The sequence below is a fragment of the Pontivivens marinum genome (assembly GCF_900231835.1).
GTDB lineage: Bacteria > Pseudomonadota > Alphaproteobacteria > Rhodobacterales > Rhodobacteraceae > Pontivivens > Pontivivens marinum.
The window spans coordinates 51205-68684 of the sequence record NZ_OCTN01000001.1 but is presented as its reverse complement, the minus strand read 5'-3'; the positions used below and the strand labels follow the sequence as shown (position 1 = coordinate 68684).

At 60.3% G+C, this 17480-nt stretch carries 14 protein-coding genes; 3 read left to right on the top strand and 11 right to left on the bottom strand.

Translation table 11 applies throughout. The features are described 5' to 3' along the window. Positions 1–163 precede the first annotated feature (163 nt). Positions 164–1345: a GAK system CofD-like protein gene (locus CR254_RS00305; protein WP_097927820.1), complete on the top strand. Its 1182-nt coding sequence runs from the start codon at positions 164–166 to the stop codon at positions 1343–1345. A 37-nt stretch (positions 1346–1382) separates the two neighbouring features. Here the strand turns inward: CR254_RS00305 and CR254_RS00300 are convergent, their stop codons facing one another. From CR254_RS00300 to CR254_RS00290, 3 genes are all read right to left on the bottom strand, one after another. After that, positions 1383–2363, bottom strand: a complete 981-nt coding sequence (locus CR254_RS00300; RefSeq protein ID WP_097927819.1) for a zinc-binding dehydrogenase — start codon at positions 2361–2363, stop codon at positions 1383–1385. Positions 2364–2375: 12 nt separating this feature from the next. After that, positions 2376–2972 (bottom strand): TetR/AcrR family transcriptional regulator, encoded by a 597-nt coding sequence (locus tag CR254_RS00295; RefSeq protein ID WP_097927818.1) that lies wholly within the window; start codon positions 2970–2972, stop codon positions 2376–2378. A gap of 73 nt (positions 2973–3045) precedes the next feature. After that, complete coding sequence (locus CR254_RS00290) at positions 3046–3936, bottom strand: cation diffusion facilitator family transporter (RefSeq protein ID WP_097927817.1); 891 nt, start codon at positions 3934–3936, stop codon at positions 3046–3048. Between the two features lie 142 nt (positions 3937–4078). Here CR254_RS00290 and CR254_RS00285 point away from each other — a divergent pair, with 142 nt between their 5' ends. Then, the gene (locus CR254_RS00285) at positions 4079–5047 is read left to right on the top strand and encodes a LysR family transcriptional regulator (RefSeq protein WP_145996683.1); all 969 of its coding nucleotides are present in this window, start codon (positions 4079–4081) and stop codon (positions 5045–5047) included. A gap of 125 nt (positions 5048–5172) precedes the next feature. Then, positions 5173–7605 (top strand): GcvT family protein, encoded by a 2433-nt coding sequence (locus tag CR254_RS00280; RefSeq protein ID WP_097927815.1) that lies wholly within the window; start codon positions 5173–5175, stop codon positions 7603–7605. Between the two features lie 42 nt (positions 7606–7647). Here CR254_RS00280 and CR254_RS00275 read toward each other — a convergent pair whose 3' ends face one another. From CR254_RS00275 to CR254_RS00240, 8 genes are all read right to left on the bottom strand, one after another. After that, positions 7648–8106 carry a hypothetical protein gene (locus CR254_RS00275; RefSeq protein WP_097927814.1) on the bottom strand — a complete coding sequence of 153 codons (459 nt, stop codon included), beginning with the start codon at positions 8104–8106 and terminating at the stop codon, positions 7648–7650. A 234-nt stretch (positions 8107–8340) separates the two neighbouring features. Beyond that, the gene (locus CR254_RS00270) at positions 8341–9483 is read right to left on the bottom strand and encodes a M24 family metallopeptidase (protein WP_097927813.1); all 1143 of its coding nucleotides are present in this window, start codon (positions 9481–9483) and stop codon (positions 8341–8343) included. Then, complete coding sequence (locus tag CR254_RS00265) at positions 9480–10703, bottom strand: M20 family metallopeptidase (RefSeq protein ID WP_097927812.1); 1224 nt, start codon at positions 10701–10703, stop codon at positions 9480–9482. The genes CR254_RS00270 and CR254_RS00265 overlap by 4 nt, the downstream gene beginning before the upstream one ends. Further along, positions 10700–12748, bottom strand: coding sequence for a dipeptide ABC transporter ATP-binding protein (locus CR254_RS00260; RefSeq protein WP_097927811.1), 2049 nt, complete (start codon positions 12746–12748; stop codon positions 10700–10702). The genes CR254_RS00265 and CR254_RS00260 overlap by 4 nt, the downstream gene beginning before the upstream one ends. 2 nt (positions 12749–12750) lie before the next feature. Further along, entirely contained in the window at positions 12751–13578 is an 828-nt protein-coding gene (locus CR254_RS00255) for an ABC transporter permease (protein WP_097927810.1), read from the bottom strand. Continuing rightward, positions 13575–14525: an ABC transporter permease gene (locus tag CR254_RS00250; protein ID WP_097927809.1), complete on the bottom strand. Its 951-nt coding sequence runs from the start codon at positions 14523–14525 to the stop codon at positions 13575–13577. The genes CR254_RS00255 and CR254_RS00250 overlap by 4 nt, the downstream gene beginning before the upstream one ends. A gap of 71 nt (positions 14526–14596) precedes the next feature. Then, positions 14597–16159, bottom strand: a complete 1563-nt coding sequence (locus tag CR254_RS00245) for an ABC transporter substrate-binding protein (protein WP_097927808.1) — start codon at positions 16157–16159, stop codon at positions 14597–14599. 61 nt (positions 16160–16220) lie between these two features. Continuing rightward, entirely contained in the window at positions 16221–17426 is a 1206-nt protein-coding gene (locus CR254_RS00240) for a M20 family metallopeptidase (RefSeq protein WP_180955839.1), read from the bottom strand. Between the last annotated feature and the right edge of the window lie 54 nt (positions 17427–17480).

The window sequence follows — 17480 nt, the reverse complement described above, 5'->3', positions numbered from 1 at the left end:
TCGGTTGTAGCCTGTGCAAAATGGCAGTGAGCATGCCCAATTTGATGACAGGTTGTAGGTTCACACGTATGGAGGGGGGCGGCAACATGGGGGCCTTATCCCCGACTCGGGTGACAGTTCTAAGACATAGCGCAGCCTGCGCATCGGAAAGGGCCGACATATCATGGTGAAGATCGTGATCGAGCGTCAGATTGAGCTGCCCGACGCCCTGCGCGTGTCGCGTGCGTTGAGCGCACCACATTTGGGGCCGCGCATCCTGTTCTTTAGCGGGGGCAGCGCGCTGAACGATATCTCGCGTCAGTTAAAGCGGTATACGTTCAACTCCATCCACCTGATCACGCCCTTTGACAGTGGCGGCAGCTCGCAAATTCTGCGCGAGGCATTCGACATGCCCGCGGTCGGGGATTTGCGAAGTCGCCTGATGGCATTGGCGGATGAGACCGTGCTGGGTCAGCCCGACATCTATGCGCTGTTCACCCATCGCCTGCCCAAGGACGCCACGCAATCCTCCCTGCGGGCCGAGGTGGCGGCGATGATCAAGGGCGCTCATCCTCTGGTGAAGGCGATTTCACGCCCCATGCGCACCCTGATCCAGTCGTTCCTACAGGATTTCGCGGATGATGCGCCGGACGGGTTTGATTACCGCAATGCCAGCATCGGCAATCTGATTATCGCAGGGGGATACTTGAGCAATGATCGCGCCTTGGAGCCGGTTCTGTTCCTGATGTCCAAGATGGTGGATGTTCGCGGCACTGTGCGCGCCGTCGTGGATGAGAATTTGCAGCTAGGTGTTGAATTGCGGGGCGGGCGGCGCGTTATCGGGCAGCGGCACATCACGGGTAAGGAGGTCGCGCCACTGGAGACGCGCATTACCCGTGCGTTCCTAAGCGACGGAACCGCTGAAATCCCCGCCGTCGATATGCCCCTGCCCAAGCGGAACAGGAAGCTGATCGCGCAGGCCGATGTGATTTGCTATCCGCCGGGCAGTTTGTATTCCAGCGTCATCGCCAATCTGCTGCCCGCAGGTGTGGGGCGGGCTATCGCGGCGCGGAATGTGCCAAAGCTGTATTTGCCCAGCCTAGGCACCGATCCTGAGGCGCTGGGCCATAGCCTGTCCGATCAGGTTGCGGCACTGCTGGCCCCATTGCGGGCGGATGCGGGTGGGGATTTACCGGCGCATCATTTCATCACCCATGTGCTGTGCGATTTGTCGTGGAGCGTGGAGGATTGCGTCGAGGTGACAGCGCAGCACGGCATTCCCTGTTTGCGCTTGCCGCTGATCGGGGATCGTGCGGATCGCTATGCGTCACAGCGGGTTTGCGAGATTTTGATCTCAACCGATTGAGGGGGCCATCCACCGACTGGCAGATGGCCCTGTTTTCTTAGGCGCGCAGCATAACCTTACCCGCGCGGCCCGGTGTCAGGGCGGCGGTCAGGGCATCGGTCAGGTTGTCCAGCGGATAGATGCCGCCATCCTCCAGCTTCATCGCGCCGGTGGCGGCCAGTGTGACCAGTTCAACGATCAGTGCTTTACGCTTTTCGGGCTGCATGTCGCGGCTAACGCGGGAACCCCAGAAGCCCTTGACCGTGATGTGCTTCATGATCAGCGCGCCCGAGGACAGTGGCATCGGCGCACCGGTGGCGGTGCCAAAGACGACCAGCTCACCATCCACACCCAGCAGATCCACCAGATCGCTGGACAGGTCACCGCCCACGGAATCGATGGCGGAGGTTGCACCGGCCTCTCCGATCAGGGCGCGTGCCTGATCCAGCCAATCGGCATCGGCGGTGGACAGGACATTTTCGATGCCCAGTGCCTCCAATTCGGCCACGGCCTCGGGGCGGCGCACGAGGTTTAGCAGGTTGATGCCGCGTGCCTTGGCCAGCACGGCCATAATCTTACCCACTGCGCCGTTTGATGCGGTCTGGATGATCCAGTCGCCCTTGGTCGCCTGTAGCGTTTCAAGCAGGGATATCGCGCTGAACGGCATGGCGATCAATTGCGCGCCTGCAACGTCGGAAATCGTGTCGGGCAGGGGCAGGATCGTGGCGGCGGGGGCGGTGAAATATTCAGCCCAGCTGCCGTGCATTCCTGCGGCCGTGACGCGCTGACCAACCAGTGCTGCATCAACACCGTCGCCCACAGCCTCCACAATGCCCACGGCCTCGGACCCGCCGATGGCGCCGGGCAGTTCAGGCTTGTAGCCGTAATCGCCGCGCACGGTCCACAGGTCATGGTTGTGGATCGGGGACAGGATCATCTTGACCAGCACCTCACCCGCATTCGCGGTGGGCTGTGCCACATCAGAGGTGGTCATGACGTTAACGGGTTCGCCGAATGTATCGTGTGTTGCAGCTTTCATATTGAAAATCCTTTAATTATTAGGGGTCAAAAGTGTGGCCGTATCGGCCAATGCGTTTTCCAGCGGGCGCTGATCCTGCGCCAACTTCGCCAAAATCGCCGCGCCCAGCCATTTGGCGTAAAGCATTTGCGCGGTGATTTGCGGGTCGGGGAATGAGCGCAGCGAACCATCGACAGCGCCCTGTTGCAGCAGGGTTGCGATGCGATCCACCAGCTCACCCACGCCGTTATTCAGGATCACCCGCATGTTTTCTGACAGGTCGGCAACTTCCGCACCCAGTTTGACGACGAGGCACTGGCTGGCAATCCCCTCGGCCCCTGCCTGTGCCAGCCAAGCGGACCAAAATTTATCCAGCTTATCGCGGGCCAAGCCCGTACTGGCGATCAGGTCATCAACGCGGGTCAGGTAGTCATCGACGTAGTCCTGTAGCAGGGCCTGACCGAAGGCCTCCTTGGACGCGAAATAGTAATAGAATGAGCCCTTTGGAACATTGCTTTCGGCCAAGATGCGCGAGATGCCAACGCCGCCAAATCCATGTTTCAGGATCAGCCCCCGACCAGCGGTCAGGATGTTCTGGCGTGTCAGATCGGATTTGGTTTGCTCTGTCATAGATGGCAGATAGGAAGTAATAGACCGGTCGTCTAGTGGTGCTGCGTGGAAAATCCCGAGGGCGCATGTCCCCCTAATTCAGGACGAGGGCGCCGGACTGTTTCGACTTATGCTCAGGCTCCACATGGATCGTGACCCGCGCGCCGTCAAATGCGTGCTCAAGGGCGTTTTCGATCTCGTCGCAAATCTCATGCGCCTCGAACACAGTCATGTCGCCTGCCACGATCAGGTGGAATTCGATGAAGATGGCGGGTCCGGCATGGCGGGTCAGCAGGTCATGTACCTCGCTGGCGCCATGGGCATGGGCGGTGATGATATCGCGGATTCGGGTCAGGGTTTCGGGTGGCACTGCCTCATCCATCAGGCCGCTCAGCGATTCCTTGATCAGTTTCGAGCCGGACCACAGGATATTCACGGCGACAAAGGCCGCGAGGATCGGATCGAGGATCCACCATCCCGTGCCAAGCGCCAGCAGGATGCCCGCCACCACGCCGACCGAGGTGACAACATCGGTTAGCAGGTGCCGCCCATCCGCGACGAGGGCAGGGGATTTATGCCGTCGACCATAGGTGATCAGGATATAGGCCCAGATGCTGTTCACCACCGTCGCGGCAAAGTTCACCACGATACCGGTAAGGGGCAGGTCCAATTCAGCAGGGTTCATCAGGCCGAAATAAGCCTCGCGCAGGATCAGTAGCGCGGCGATGACGATCATCACGCCCTCTAGCACGGCGCTGAAAAACTCTGCCTTATGATGGCCATAGGGGTGGGTTTCGTCCGCAGGCTTTGCCGCGATATGCACCGCGATCAGCGCGGCAAAGGCAGTCACGACGTTAACCGTGCTTTCCAAGGCGTCAGAATACAGCGCGATGGAGCCAGTCATCCGGTAGGCGAGGATTTTCATCGCCAGCACGGCAAAGCCAACGGCCAAGCTTCCCAAGGCCAGTTTCATGGTTGTGGACATGCTGCTTCCCCCGCGCAGATTCTGGTGTCTGATAGTGCGGTGCCGCGCACAGTTAAACGCCTCATTCGGATAGGCGCTGATTTGACATGGTGTGGGTGCTGCCGCAGAGTTCCGGCTTTCCCAAAACAATAGGGGCGCGGATTTGTCACTTCCACGGGTTTCCTTGCAGGCATTGGATGCGTTTGAGCGTGTGGCGCAATCGGGATCGATGCAGGTTGCGGCCCGTGAAATGGGGCTGTCGATTTCATCCGTCTCGCACCAGATTGCGCGGCTGGAGGAACAACTGGGCGCCACATTGTTTGACCGGTCGTCGCGGCCCTTTACCCTAACACGAGAGGGAGCGCAGGCGGCGCAGCATTTGTCCAAGGGCCTGATCCATTTACGCCGTGCCACCAGCGAAACAGTGATTTCGGGCCTGCTGGGCACACGGTCCCTGCGGCTGGGTATTGTCGAGGATTTCGAGAGCAGCGTAACGCCAGAGCTGGCGGTGATACTCGCCCGCCAGATGCCCCATGCGGCGCTATCCATTGGCAATATTCTGAGCCACGAGGCGGATGACATGCTGCGGCGGGGGGGAATTGATGTTGCTGTTTCCTCGAATATTGCGGGGCGCAGTACGGGCGTTTCTAGCCTGAAATTGGTGCATGATCCCTTTGTCATGGCGCTGCCCAAGGATTTGGACGTGGTGCCTGCGGGTTTGTTGAAGGGTAGCGATCTGCCCTTTATCCGGTTCAGCGGGCGGCATTTGATTGGCAAGCAGGTGGAGGCCCATCTGGCGCGCAACCGGATTGATCTGGCGAACCGGTTTTCGTTCGATAGCGTGCAATCCATGATGGCTGTCATCGCAGGGGGCGAGGGATGGGCCGTTGTCACGCCCATCGGGTTCATGCGCGCCCAGCGGTTTGCCGACAGGGTCCGGTTGCACCCCCTGCCGATTGCGGCATTTGCGCGAACCTTGACCGTTAGCGCACGGGCGGATTTTGACGATCAGACCTTGCAGGCCATCACCGGTTTGCTGCGCCAGATTGTGCGGCGTGAGGCGGTTGAACCCGCCTGTGCGATGTATCCGTGGTTATCAGAGCAATTCACCGTTTTGGGTGAGGGCGATTGAGCGCTGCCGATATGATTTTGCAAAGACAGTTTCGAAAATACAGGAACTGATTCGTTCACATTGACCGAACTGCTGCTTGTGCGGATGCATGTTCGCAGGGTTATTTTCAAGTCGGGATAGATGTCATGCGGGATCAGGTTCGTGTTGTTGTGATTGGGGGTGGCATCGCAGGATGTTCCGCATTGTACCACCTGACGCAGGAGGGCTGGACCGATGTGATGTTGATCGAGCGGGATGAGCTGACCTCCGGCACGACATGGCATTCGGCAGCGCAGGTCACGAATTTTGGTATGACGCAAACCATGGTCGGGCTGAAAACGCATTCGATCAACCTGTACAAGGAATTGCGCGACGATCTGGATTATCCGGTCGGCTATAATTACGGCGATGGCGGCATTCGTTTGGCCAATACCGAGGCGCAGATGGATGGCTATCGCCATTTCGCCTCGATGGCAGCGGGGATGGGCGTTGATTTTGAGGTGATCGGTGCGGAAGAATGCGCGCGGCGGCACCCTCTGATCTCAACCGATAACCTGTTGGGCGGGCTATGGGACCCGACGGATGGTGATGTTGACCCCGCGCAATTGTGCCAAGCATTGGCCCGTCGCGCCCGTCTGGCCGGTGCCGAGGTTAACCGCCACACGCCTGTCACTGGCCTGACTCAGCATGCAGACAGCACATGGACCGTTCACACCGAAAAGGGCGATGTGAAATGTGAGATTGTCGTGAATGCTGGCGGCTATCGTTGTAACGAGATTGGCGCGATGATGGGGGTGCAGCATCCTGTCGCCTCGATGGAGCATCAGTATTTCCTGACCGAGGATATTCCGTCAATTGCGGAGGCGGGCCATCGGATGCCGCTGCTGCGCTGCCCGATCAGCGATTATTATTGCCGTCAGGAAAAGGGTGGCTTGCTGCTAGGATTTTATGAGCAGGATTGTCGCACTTGGGGCATGGACGGGATCGATCCGAAATTCACCAACGCCCTGTGCCCCGATGATCTGGACCGCATCACCGATGTGTTGGAGGGCGCGTTCGAGCGGATGCCAGCCCTGATGGAAACCGGTATCAGGCACGTCGTTAACGGCCCGATCACCTATACAATCGACGGTGCGCCGCTGGTTGGTCCGATCCCCGGTAAACGGAACGCCTATTGCATCATCGGCCTGCGCGCAGGTCTGGGTGAGGGCGGTGGCCATGGTTGGATGTTGGCGCAGCAGATTGTGCATGGTGAGGCGCAATACGATACGTGGGTGATCGATCCACGACGCTTTACCGGTCATGCGACGGTTGAACTGACGGCGCTAAAGGCGATTGAGGATTACCAGAACGAATTCCGGTTCCACTTCCCCCACGAACACCGCCCCGCTGCCCGCCCGATGAAGACGACCCCGCTGACGCAGGTTTTCGTCGCTGAGGGTGCCGAGATGGGCATCGTCAACGGGTGGGAGCGCATCGACTATATCAAGCCGTCGCCGGATTTTGAGGAGACGCTGGGCTTCCGCTTTAACGAGGTGCACGACGTTGTTGCGGCGGAGGTGCAGAACGTCATGACCGGCGTTGGCATGACCGAGGTATCAGGCTTTAACCGGTTCGAGCTGACGGGTGGTGACGTGCACAGCTTCCTCGACCGGATGATGTGCGGCACGGTGACGAAACGCTGGGGGCGTGTCGGATTGGGCTATCTGCTCAACGAACATGGAATGCTAAAGGGTGAGGCGACGATTGCGAATATCCCTGCCTCGGACCGTGGACCGAACCGTGTCTGGTACGGGTCGGCTGCTGCGTCGGAATTCCATGACATGGATTGGTTGCAAACCCATTTGCGCGCGGATGAGGATGTGCAGATCAAATCGCTGACCAATGCGCAGACGATCCTGGTTCTGGCCGGGCCGAAATCGCGGGACGTTCTTGCCGCCGCCGCGCGGGGCGATTGGTCGCGTGAGGCATTCTCGTGGCTGTCGGTGCGTGAAACCCATATCGGCATTGCGCCTGCAACTGTGCTGGGCATCAGCTTCTCAGGCGAGCTGGCCTATGAGATCCACGTGCCCAACGAAAACCTGCATGCGGCCTATGCCGCGCTGCGCAAGGCGGGGCAGGCGCATGGTCTGCAATTATTCGGCGCACGGGCCGTGGATTCGATGCGGGTGGAAAAGGGCTTCCTGCATTGGAAGGCCGATATCCTGACCGAATTTGATCCGTTTGAGACAAGCCTGAACCGCTTCATCAAGATGGAAAAGGATGATTTCGTGGGCAAGGAAGCCTTGCAAAAACGGGTCGAGGCCGGACCGCAGCGACTGCTGGTCACGATGACCGTCGATACCACTGATGCGCCCGCGCATGGTGGTGCATCCGTTCGGTCCAACGGTCAGATTGTCGGGACTGTTACCTCGGGCGATTGGGGGCATCGCACGGGTTTGAACATCGCCTATGCCTTTGTTGATCCGGCATATGCGACCGCTACGGGCCTGACCATTGATGTGATTGGCGCGCCTGTTGCTGCGGAAATCATTGAGAGCGGCCCGTATGATCCCGATTACAGCCGCATGCGCGCCTGACGTAATGCTGTCGGCCTGCTGTATCGCAGGCCGACGCTGATCCTAGGCCGCGACCGGTTGTTTTGCGGTGTCCAGCTTAGACATCACAAACCCCATCAGAGCGGCCATGCCGACATGCCCGATGAACGAGGATTGGGTGTAGACGCCGAAATCCATCATGAAGCTGCGCCCGACCAGTTGGGCGAGAAACCCTTGGGCGATGAACCACAGGACGAACCCTGCAATCGCGCCCGACACGATCAGCTTGGTGCGTGTGACCAAATGCGTTGCCAGCACAAAGCCTGAAAAGGCGAATATCCCCACCGCGAAATGGATCAGGAAGGCGACCATATAGGACAGGCTGATCCCCAGATAGATGTTAAACAAGCCGGCCACCAGATTGGCGGGTTGTAGGGCCACGCCGAACAGCAGTGGGGATAGCAGATGTGCGTAGGCTTCGAAGGCGAGTTCTCCGATCAGGCCGGCAATGAATAGATTTCTAAGGGTCAGGCGGTTCAACATCCGGGTCGAATCCTTATGTAAATGAATAACTTGAATGCCGGACATATGGGTTTTCGCCAATGGAATAAGGGCCTGTGCGTGAACGTGAACCCCTGTGATCGCAACTATATTGCGCGGTGGATTTTGAGAATTTTGCGCGCAGAAATGTGCCGCTATTTCTACGCCCGACGACATAAAAATAGGGCGCAATCAGGTGTGCCGATTGCGCCCTGATCCGTCGGATCTGTGCGTGCCTTACAGGATTTCGGATGCTTGCAAAATTCGGCGTGGTGTTTTGGTCAGCAACTGGCATCCGTCCTGCGTAACGACCACGGTTTCCGACAGGGCCAGGCCCCACGCCGTGGTGTACAGGTGAAAAATCTGGCCCTGTGCAAATTGCCAATTCGCGGCGGGATGCAGGCTGAGCGAGGTATCGGATGAGCGGGGCGTTTTTGCGTATAGGCCCAGTTGATAGCCGGTGATGTTGGGGTAGGTCTCGCGCAGGCCCTCGGCCAGCATTGCGTCGCGCAGCACGGCATCGGCATCTGCTGCTTTGACCCCCGGACGGATCGCCGCGAATTGCGCGTCTTGCAGGGTCTGCATCCGCGCCATGGTTGCGATATCCTCGTCCCGTGGGGCTCCAATCGCGATTGAGCGCATGAAGCGGGCGGAGTAGTTCGCGATACGTGGCACCAGCTCCACATGCAGGATGTCGCCATCTGCCAGCCGGTTTTCGGTGAAGGTGGCGTGCAAAAATCCCATTCCGTGCCCGCCCGCACTGGCCCGACGCGAGATGGAGATCGGCCCGACCCAATAATCATCGGACCCGTTTGTCAGGTAGTGATGCGCCGCGATTACGGCGGCGTCCCGTGGGCGCATTCCCGGTTCTAGCGCAGCTGTGATCGCGGCCATCGCGCCATCTGCAATTGTAGCGGCGCGGGTGGTGTTTTCGATCTCGCCCGCATCCTTGACTGCGCGAATTTGGTTCGACACGTCGTGCAGATTGGTAAACCGAGCTTCGGGCAATAGCTCACCCAACCGGTCGCGCGTATAGGCCGTGAACCCGAATGAGGTAAAATCTGCGCCGATATTGGCAGGGGCGAAGCGTCCGATCACCTCGGCCATCACGGCGTGGGCGTCGGCGTGATCGGCATAGCCCAGGACCGTGCCGACCCATGTCGCGGCACGACAGGGAACAACGTCGATTTCGCGTAGAACCCAGACCGGATCACCGTCCAGCGGCACAACAACGCCCCGATAGAAGGTTTCGGACACCGTGTAGCCCGTCAACCATGCCAGCATTTCGGCATGGTCGCACAGGAAAACATCCGCCCCCACGGCGCGCATTTGGGTGCGCAGCCGTTCGACGCGGTCGAAATAGGGGGCGGGGATGGTCATGCTTCCTCCAGCCCGCAGATTTCAGCGATGGTCAGGATGTAGACCTTTACGCAATCAATGAACTGGGTCAGGCGCACACGCTCATCCGGCATGGTGTTGAATTCGCCACCCGGTCCGCAGACCACTCCCTCGATGCCTGCGGCGGCCAGGTGGGCCGCGTCGGTGCCGTAAAAGCAGGATGGTGCGATGGGGCCGGTTGGCTGTGGGGCGCCGCGCACGGCCTCATATGCCTTGTTCACGGCCTTTACGATTGTGGCGTCGCGTGAAACCTCGAACGGAGGCATTTGTGGTTTGCCCTTGCGCTGATCGTAGCTGTCCACGGACCATTTCAGGCCGGGATATTCCAGTTCCAGCGCGCGCAGCAGGGTACGCATATCCTCCATCACGCTGTCGATGGTTTGCGAGGGGGCGTAGCGGCATGTGCCGAGGATTTTGGCGCGGTCGGCAACCTGTGGAGGGCGCCATTCCTCGAATGTGTCACCCAGACCAGCGCGAACAACGCCGACATGGCCGCGATTTACCTTGCGGTGATCGTCGGATTTGGACCCCTTGAACGTCAGGTTGTTAATGCGCGGGACTAGGGCGGCGGCGGCGGCCAATGCATCGCAGGCTTGCTCACGCTTGGACAAATGGCGGGTGTCGCCTGTCAGCTCGATCTGGAACGAGAACGCGCCGGCGTGTAGTGTCATTGCCGCAATATCTGTGGGTTCGGAATTCACGAAGTAATCCGCCGTGACGCCCTGTTCCAGCATGCGAACCGTACCAATTCCGCCCTGCAATTCGCCAACCACAAAGGACAGGATGACATCGCCGCGGGGGCGCAGGCCTGCCTTGAGAATGGTTTCCATGGCACACAGATAGGCGGCGTCGCCTGCCTTCATGTTCGACACACCGATACCGTAGATGAATTCGTCATCCACAACGCCGCCCCATGGATCCACGGTCCAGCCGGCTGTTACGGGATTGGTGTCGAGGTGGCCGTTAAACAGGATGCTCTTGCCGCCACCTGTCCCCTTGAACCGGCCGATGGCGTTTACGCGCTCACCCTCAACGGGTTGCAGTTCAGCCTCCAGCCCGATTTCGCGCAGGATGTCGGCCATATGCGCGGCCAGGGCGCGCTCACCCTCGGTTTCGGAGAAGCTCTTGTGCTGCACCATATCCTGTAGGCGCGCGATGCAGGCCTGTTCGTCAACAGATGCGATCAGATCTTCGGGGGTCATTGCTGGGTCTCCAATTGGTCGGAAAAGCGCCAGATCGGCGGCACGGCGGATAGCGTGCTGGCGTCGATATGGCAGAGGATTTCATGGTCCGGCGCGGGATGGCGACGGGGTGGTTGCTGGCTGTCGCAAATCGCGCCCACATGGCGGGGGCAGCGGGATGCAAAGGGACAACCGGCGAGATCTTCGGTGCGTTTGGGCAGGCTTCCGGTCAGGCGCACGCGGCGCGTTTCGCTGTCCGGATCAACGGAGTGCGACGAGGATAACAGCGCCTCGGTATAGGGGTGCCATGGCGCGGTATCGAGTGAGGCAACCTCGCCCATTTCGACCATCTCACCCAGATACATCACGGCAACGCGGTCCGCGATGTGGCGCAACATGCCCAGATCATGCGTGATAAAGACGAGGGCGGTTCCGCTCTCGGCCTGAATTTCGCGTAGCAGTCGTGCAATTGCCGCCTGAACCGCCGCGTCGAGGCCGGAGGTGATCTCATCACAGATAATGACATCGGGTCGCGCGGCCAGCGCACGGGCAATCGCCACCCGTTGCTTTTCGCCGCCCGACAATTGGTGCGGATACCGTTCGGCATAATCGGCGGGCAGGCGAACGCGGGTTAACAGGCGCGCAACCTCCGCCGCGCGATCCTGTGGTGCCAGATCGGTTCGGATCAGCTTTAGCGGACGGCCGAGGATCGTTCCGATGGAGTGGCGCGGGTTCAGCGAACTGTCAGGGTTCTGGAAGATCGTCTGGACCCGTGCACGCCATGCGGGGCTGTTCGAGGGTATAATTTCGTTCCCCAAACGGGTCACGCCGTCATGGGCGTACAGGCCGGAAAGCGCGCGGGCCAGCGAGGATTTACCGCAGCCGGATTCGCCCACCAGTGCCAGTGTTTCACCGCGCCGTACCTTGAACGACACGTTGTTAACCGCCCGAACATGGGGGCTGATCCGATTGCGCAGCGAGTCGATCAGCCGCTGCGAGCCATAGGACACCGTTAGCGACTCCACCTGTAGCAATGCATCGTCGCCACGGGGCGAGGGGGCAGGGTTCGGTGCCGCAGGCGTGTGTAATATCTGCCCCTTGGCCACGCGGGCGCAGGCGGTGCGCCGGTCATCGCTATCGGTCAGGCGAACCTGCTGCGCATCACAGATGGCCGCGTCATGATGCGGGCACGAGGCGGAGAAGATGCAGGGCGGTATTTCCCCACGCCGTGGTGCAGGCAGGGCCGCCGTACCGGCAAGCCCGCGATTTGTGCGACCATCAGATGGGCGCGGCAGGCTGGCCATGAGTGCCTGAGTGTAGGGGTGTTTCGGGTCGGAGAAGACGGTTTCGACCGCGCCCTCCTCAACGATACGCCCGCCATAGATGACTGCAACGCGGTGTGCGATATCCGACACCGTGCCCAGATCATGGCTGATAAACAGCGCCGAAACGCCGGTGCGTGCCTGCAAATCCCGAAACAGGTCCAGCAGCGTTGCCGCCGTGGTTGCATCCAGCGCCGAGGTTGGTTCATCAAACAGGATCAGTTCGGGTTCGCATGCAAAGGCCAGCGCCAGCACAACGCGCTGTTTTTCACCGCCCGAAATCTCATGCGGGAAACGGGTCAGCATGGCCTGCGGATCGGGCAGGCCGACCATCTCGATCAGCTCCACCGCGCGGGCGGTGGCGGCCTGACCCTGGGCAGTTGTGTGGCGCTCCAACGTTTCAATCAGGTGGTTGCCCACGGTTTGCACGGGGTCCAGCGTGGTGGCGGCGTTCTGGAAAACCATCGCGATGCGTTGCCCGCGCAGCTTTTCCAAAATCGCACCGCTGGCCGCAGTGATGTCCTGATCGCCCAGCAGGATAGTGCCCTGTTCGGCATGCACCTTACCGGGCAAATCGCGGATGATGGCATTGGCCAGCGAGGATTTGGCAGAGCCGCTTTCGCCCACCAGTCCTAGCACCTCACCCTTGGCAATCCGCAGCGAGATGTCGTCGAGGATACGCACGGGGCCGGACGGGGTGTCGTACCACAGGCCGTAATCGTTCAGTGTCAGCGTGTCTGTCATGATCAATCCGCCGTCTTTGGGTTGAGGACATCGCGCAATCCGTCACCGAGTAGGTTGAAGCCGATCGCGACCAGCGCAATTGCAATGCCCGGTGCGATGACGGGCCATGGGCTGCGGAACAGGTGGTCGCGTGCTTCGGCGATCATCAGGCCCCATTCGGGCGAGGGGGGTTGCGCGCCAAGGCCCAGAAAGGACAGTGTGGCCAATGTCATGATGGCGAATGCGACGCGGATTGTTGCCTCTATAATCACGGGGGCGATGGTGTTCGGCAAGATCTCGGCCAGAACGATCCAGCCCAACTTCTCACCCCGTGCCTGTGCGGCAGCAACGTAATCCAGCGCGCGAACCTGCAATGTGACGGAGCGTGCAATGCGCGCCATTCCGGGGGCAAAGGCGATGCCGATAGCCAACACCGCGTTCAAGGCTGAGGAACCGAGCGCCGCAAGGATCATCAGCGCGAACAGCAGTGACGGGATTGCCATGATCGCATCGGTCAGGCGCATAATCACCTCATCCGCCCAGCCGCCTAGATAGCCGGACAACACGCCGATAATCGCGCCTAGTCCGGTTCCGATCACGGTGGCGAGGATGGCTAGCAGCACCGTGGAGCGTGCCCCGATCAGGATGCGTGAAAACAGGTCACGGCCATACCAGTCGGTTCCAAACGGAAATTCCATTGAGGGCGCGGCAAAGCGTGATCCGAAGTTGAACGATTCAGGGTCATTCGGGGCAATTACAGGGCCAAAGATAGCGACGATCAGCAGGATCGTGACAATCAACAGGCCAAGGGCACCCTGCGGGTTGCGCAAGAGGGCGTAAAACGTGCTCATTTGAACTGGATCCTCTTGTCGAGTGCGGCATAGGCAAGGTCGGCCATCAGGTTGGCGAGGGCATAGGTCAGCGCCATAATCAACGCGCCCGCTTGCAGCATGGGCAGGTCACGGTTCTGGATGGCGAGGATCAGCTGGCGGCCAATGCCGGGAAAGGCGAAGACCTCCTCAACCACGATCACGCCGCCGATCAGATAGCCGACATCAAGTGCGATAACGGTAATCGCGGGCAGCATGGAGTTGCGCAGCGCGTGACCATAGATCACCTGCCGCTTGGACAATCCGCGCAGGCGGGCGGCGCGCACGAAATCGCTTTGCAATGTGTCCACCATTTCAGACCGGACCATGCGGCTGATATGCGCGATCAGGATGATCGTCAGCGTTATGACGGGCAGGGCGATGTGGTGCAGGGCGTCGCCGAAATCCTCGGAAAACGGGGTGTAGCCGGATGCGGGAAACATCCCGATTGCCGGACCGGCCAGCCATGCCAGCAGCAGCGTTGCCAGCACGAATTCGGGCAGGGACACGCCCAGATAGCTGACGACGGACAGGCCCAGATCGGCGGGCCCACCGCGGCGGCTGCCTGCGATAACGCCCAGCGGGATGGCGATGACGCACACCAGCAGCAGCGAGAACACGGCCAGAATGGCGGAGCGTCCCAGCGCATCCAGAATGGTGGGGCCTACCGGTTGTCCGGTGCGCAGCGAGGTGCCGAAATCACCTTGCAGCACCCCGCCCAGCCAGCGTCCGTATTGCACCAAGGCCGGATCATCCAGACCGAGTTTCGCATTCAGCGCCGTCAGCGCCTCGTCCGTTGCATACTCGCCTAGGATCATTGTGGCTGCGTTTGCGGGCAGCAACTGCGTAACGCTGAATACAATCAGCGAGACCAGCAGTGCCGTAAGAGCCAGATAGGCAATACGGCGCAAAAGGAAGGTGGCCGACATGGGTGCTCCTCAGTCGTCGGTGGGGCCAAGAAAAACGCGGCGAGGGAGGCCCCCGCCGCGTCTTTTGCAAATCAGCGCGTTGGTGCATCCGCAGCTAACGCGACAGTGTGCAGAGCATAATTCGCACCACGCGGGTTCTGGACGTAGTTCTCGACATAATCGGCCTGTGCGCCGAGCAGATCGAAGAAGCACGGCACCAGTGCCGGCACCTCGTCGCGCATCAGTTTTTGCGCCTGTGCGTATAGATCGGCGCGGGTTGCCTCATCCGTGGTTTGATCTGCCTCGAGCACGAGTTGATCGAATTCGGCGTTGTTCCAGCGGGTTTCGTTCCAGTTCGCACCGGAGGTGAACAGCAGGTTGAAGATCGTCCCCTCGGTTGGCTGCATGTTGTAGAAACCAACGTAGAACTTACCCTTTTTCCAGACCTGATCCAGATAGGAGGGGTGGTCCATCGTCTGAACCGAGATATCGAACCCACCGGGGCGCGCCATTTCGCGCAGAACCACCGCCATAGCGGAACGGTAACCGGGGCGGGTGGAGGCGATCAGCTCGATCTCGATCCCGTCCGGATACCCTGCTTCGGCCAGCAATGTTTTTGCCCGCTCTGGATCATAGGATTTCAGGGGTGCATCGTCGTTATAGCGATAGGCGCTGTTCACGGGGGAATCGTTGCCGGGGGTGCCGTAGCCCTCTGCGACCAACTCGACCATTGCCTCACGATCGACGCAATAGGACAGGGCCTCGCGTACCTTGGGGTTGTTGAATGGCTCCACAGTGCAATCCATCACAACGTCGAGGAAACGGCCCGAGGGGGAACGCAGACCGGTCACACCGTCGCTATCGGCGATGCGGGCGTAATCTGTTGGCTGGATCTCGGTCAGGATATCGACCTCTCCGGCCAGCATGGCGGCGGCGGCACCGGCGGCATCGGGGAAGCTCTTAACCTCGACACGATCCAGATAGGGCTGGCCCTCGATGAAGTAATCCGGGTTCCGCTCAACAATGGCGACATCATCGGGGCGGTATTCTGCCATGCGGAACGGGCCGGAGCCGACGGGCGTTTGCATCAGGCTGTCGAAATCGCCCTCAACAATGCTGGCGGGCAGGATTTTTGCCGTTGGATAGGTCAGCGCGACTGGCAGGTCGGCATAGGGGGATGCGGTGCGGATGATGACGGCAAAGTCGCCATCTGCGACAACCTCGGAAATCGGGCCAAGGTTGCGGCTGCCCGGTGCAGCGGTTGCAGGGTCCAGCAGCTTGGCAAAGGAGGCAGCAACATCAGCGGAGGTGACAGGCTGCCCGTTCGAGAACACAGCATTTTCACGCAGGGTAAAGCGCCATTCGGTGGCGTCCTCGTTCGCGCTCCATTCCGTGGCCAGATCGGGTTGGGCGGACATGTCGGGCGCCAGAACGGTCAGGCCGGAATATAGCAGCTCGCCCAGCAGGTATTCGGAGTTCAGCCGCGACAGCATCGGGTTCAGAACCGATGGTGTGATATTCAGCGCCAGACGCAGCGTACCGCCAGGCTGGATGTTTTGCGCCTGTGCCATTTGCACAAGGCCGGGCATGGTGGCCAATGTGGCGCCTGCTGCGGTGGCTTTCAGAAAGCCGCGACGGTTAAATGGAGAAGTCATTGGGGAGGTCCTTCTGTTGGGTTGGGTATAGCAATCCTGTCTCTGCTCTTGATGGCGGATATCAGGGTAGTTCAGACAGAAAATATGCAACTGCATCAGACAGTTCACATAAATCCTGAATGGTCGTGAATTCATCTGGTCCGTGGACATTGCGATCCGGTCGCATCAGGCCGCCCAGCAGCATGTGACGCAATCCGGCCCGTTGTACCCAGCCGAAATCAGATGATGTGCCAGACCCGTATCGCGTGAACGCGGATACTGGCAGGTTAAAGGCGCGGGCGCGGGCCTGCGTCCAGCGCTCGGTGGCGGGGCCGTCGGGATCTGCAACAGGCGGCAAGTGGCCGGTGATTTGCATGCCCCAATCCAGCGCGGCGCTGTTATCCAAGGCATTGGCAAGGGCGTTGCGGATTTCGGCAATCACCTCTGCTTCGGTTTCCTCGGCTATATAGCGACGATTGATGGTCATCGTGCACGAACCGGGGATGGCCGATCCCTTGTCGCCGCCATGGATCGCGGTGACGTTCAGGCGTGCGCGCAGTGGGCCGGTGGCCCATGGCGGTGGGGGCAGGGTGGTTTCGCGTGCCTCAACCGTGGATTTCAACAGTTGCATGGCCATCATTGCCGGCAGGGCAATCTCTACTGCGTTTACGCCGCGCTGAGGCTCACCCGAATGACAGGCCTGACCGGTAATCGTAACGGTAATATCTAGCGATCCGACGCAGCCCGCCCAGATGCGGGGTTCGGCGGTGCCGTTCAGGTTTAGGAGAACCTCGGGCAGGGGTTGTGTTTCGGCAAGGTAGCGGATGCCCGGATAGGTGCCGCCCTCCTCATCCGTGCAAAAGGCCAGAACGGGTTTGAACGCCATCTTTGCGTCGCCCTGCGCGGAAAGCCGCAGCAGCGCATCGCGCACGGCGACGATTGTTCCCTTCATATCGGCGGTGCCGCGACCGATCAGTTTGCCGTCGCGCTGGGTCACCTGAAACGGGGGCACGGACCAGCCGTCGCCAGCGGGCGCGGTGTCGGTGTGGAAGTAGATCATCGCCTCAGGCAGGTCATGCGTGCCCGGGATATCCGGCGTCAGCAGCAGGTTCACCCGTGCGCCTGATAGGCCCGGCCCCTGCCATAACTCATCCGGAACAGTAACCCGCATGGCGGTGCAGCCGAGCGGGGCGAAAAGTTCCTCAACCAAATCCGCGAAGCCCGCATAGTTATCGGCGGGCGGCATCGGTGTCGCCAATTCCACTAGGCGCGACAGGGCGGCAACCATGGAACCTGCATCCGGGGCAGGTAGGGCGGAGAGCTGGGAATTTGATTCTTCATT

What these genes read in the sequence shown, in the direction of transcription:
- CR254_RS00240 (WP_180955839.1), bottom strand. Translation starts at nt 17,426, where the DNA reads ATGGTTGCCGCCCTGTCGCGCCTAGTGGAATTGGCGACACCGATGCCG.
- CR254_RS00250 (WP_097927809.1), bottom strand. Translation starts at nt 14,525, where the DNA reads ATGTCGGCCACCTTCCTTTTGCGCCGTATTGCCTATCTGGCTCTTACG.
- CR254_RS00260 (WP_097927811.1), bottom strand. Translation starts at nt 12,748, where the DNA reads ATGACAGACACGCTGACACTGAACGATTACGGCCTGTGGTACGACACC.
- CR254_RS00290 (WP_097927817.1), bottom strand. Translation starts at nt 3,936, where the DNA reads ATGTCCACAACCATGAAACTGGCCTTGGGAAGCTTGGCCGTTGGCTTT.
- CR254_RS00300 (WP_097927819.1), bottom strand. Translation starts at nt 2,363, where the DNA reads ATGAAAGCTGCAACACACGATACATTCGGCGAACCCGTTAACGTCATG.
- CR254_RS00280 (WP_097927815.1), top strand. Translation starts at nt 5,173, where the DNA reads ATGCGGGATCAGGTTCGTGTTGTTGTGATTGGGGGTGGCATCGCAGGA.
- CR254_RS00295 (WP_097927818.1), bottom strand. Translation starts at nt 2,972, where the DNA reads ATGACAGAGCAAACCAAATCCGATCTGACACGCCAGAACATCCTGACC.
- CR254_RS00245 (WP_097927808.1), bottom strand. Translation starts at nt 16,159, where the DNA reads ATGACTTCTCCATTTAACCGTCGCGGCTTTCTGAAAGCCACCGCAGCA.
- CR254_RS00275 (WP_097927814.1), bottom strand. Translation starts at nt 8,106, where the DNA reads ATGTTGAACCGCCTGACCCTTAGAAATCTATTCATTGCCGGCCTGATC.
- CR254_RS00305 (WP_097927820.1), top strand. Translation starts at nt 164, where the DNA reads ATGGTGAAGATCGTGATCGAGCGTCAGATTGAGCTGCCCGACGCCCTG.
- CR254_RS00265 (WP_097927812.1), bottom strand. Translation starts at nt 10,703, where the DNA reads ATGACCCCCGAAGATCTGATCGCATCTGTTGACGAACAGGCCTGCATC.
- CR254_RS00270 (WP_097927813.1), bottom strand. Translation starts at nt 9,483, where the DNA reads ATGACCATCCCCGCCCCCTATTTCGACCGCGTCGAACGGCTGCGCACC.
- CR254_RS00255 (WP_097927810.1), bottom strand. Translation starts at nt 13,578, where the DNA reads ATGAGCACGTTTTACGCCCTCTTGCGCAACCCGCAGGGTGCCCTTGGC.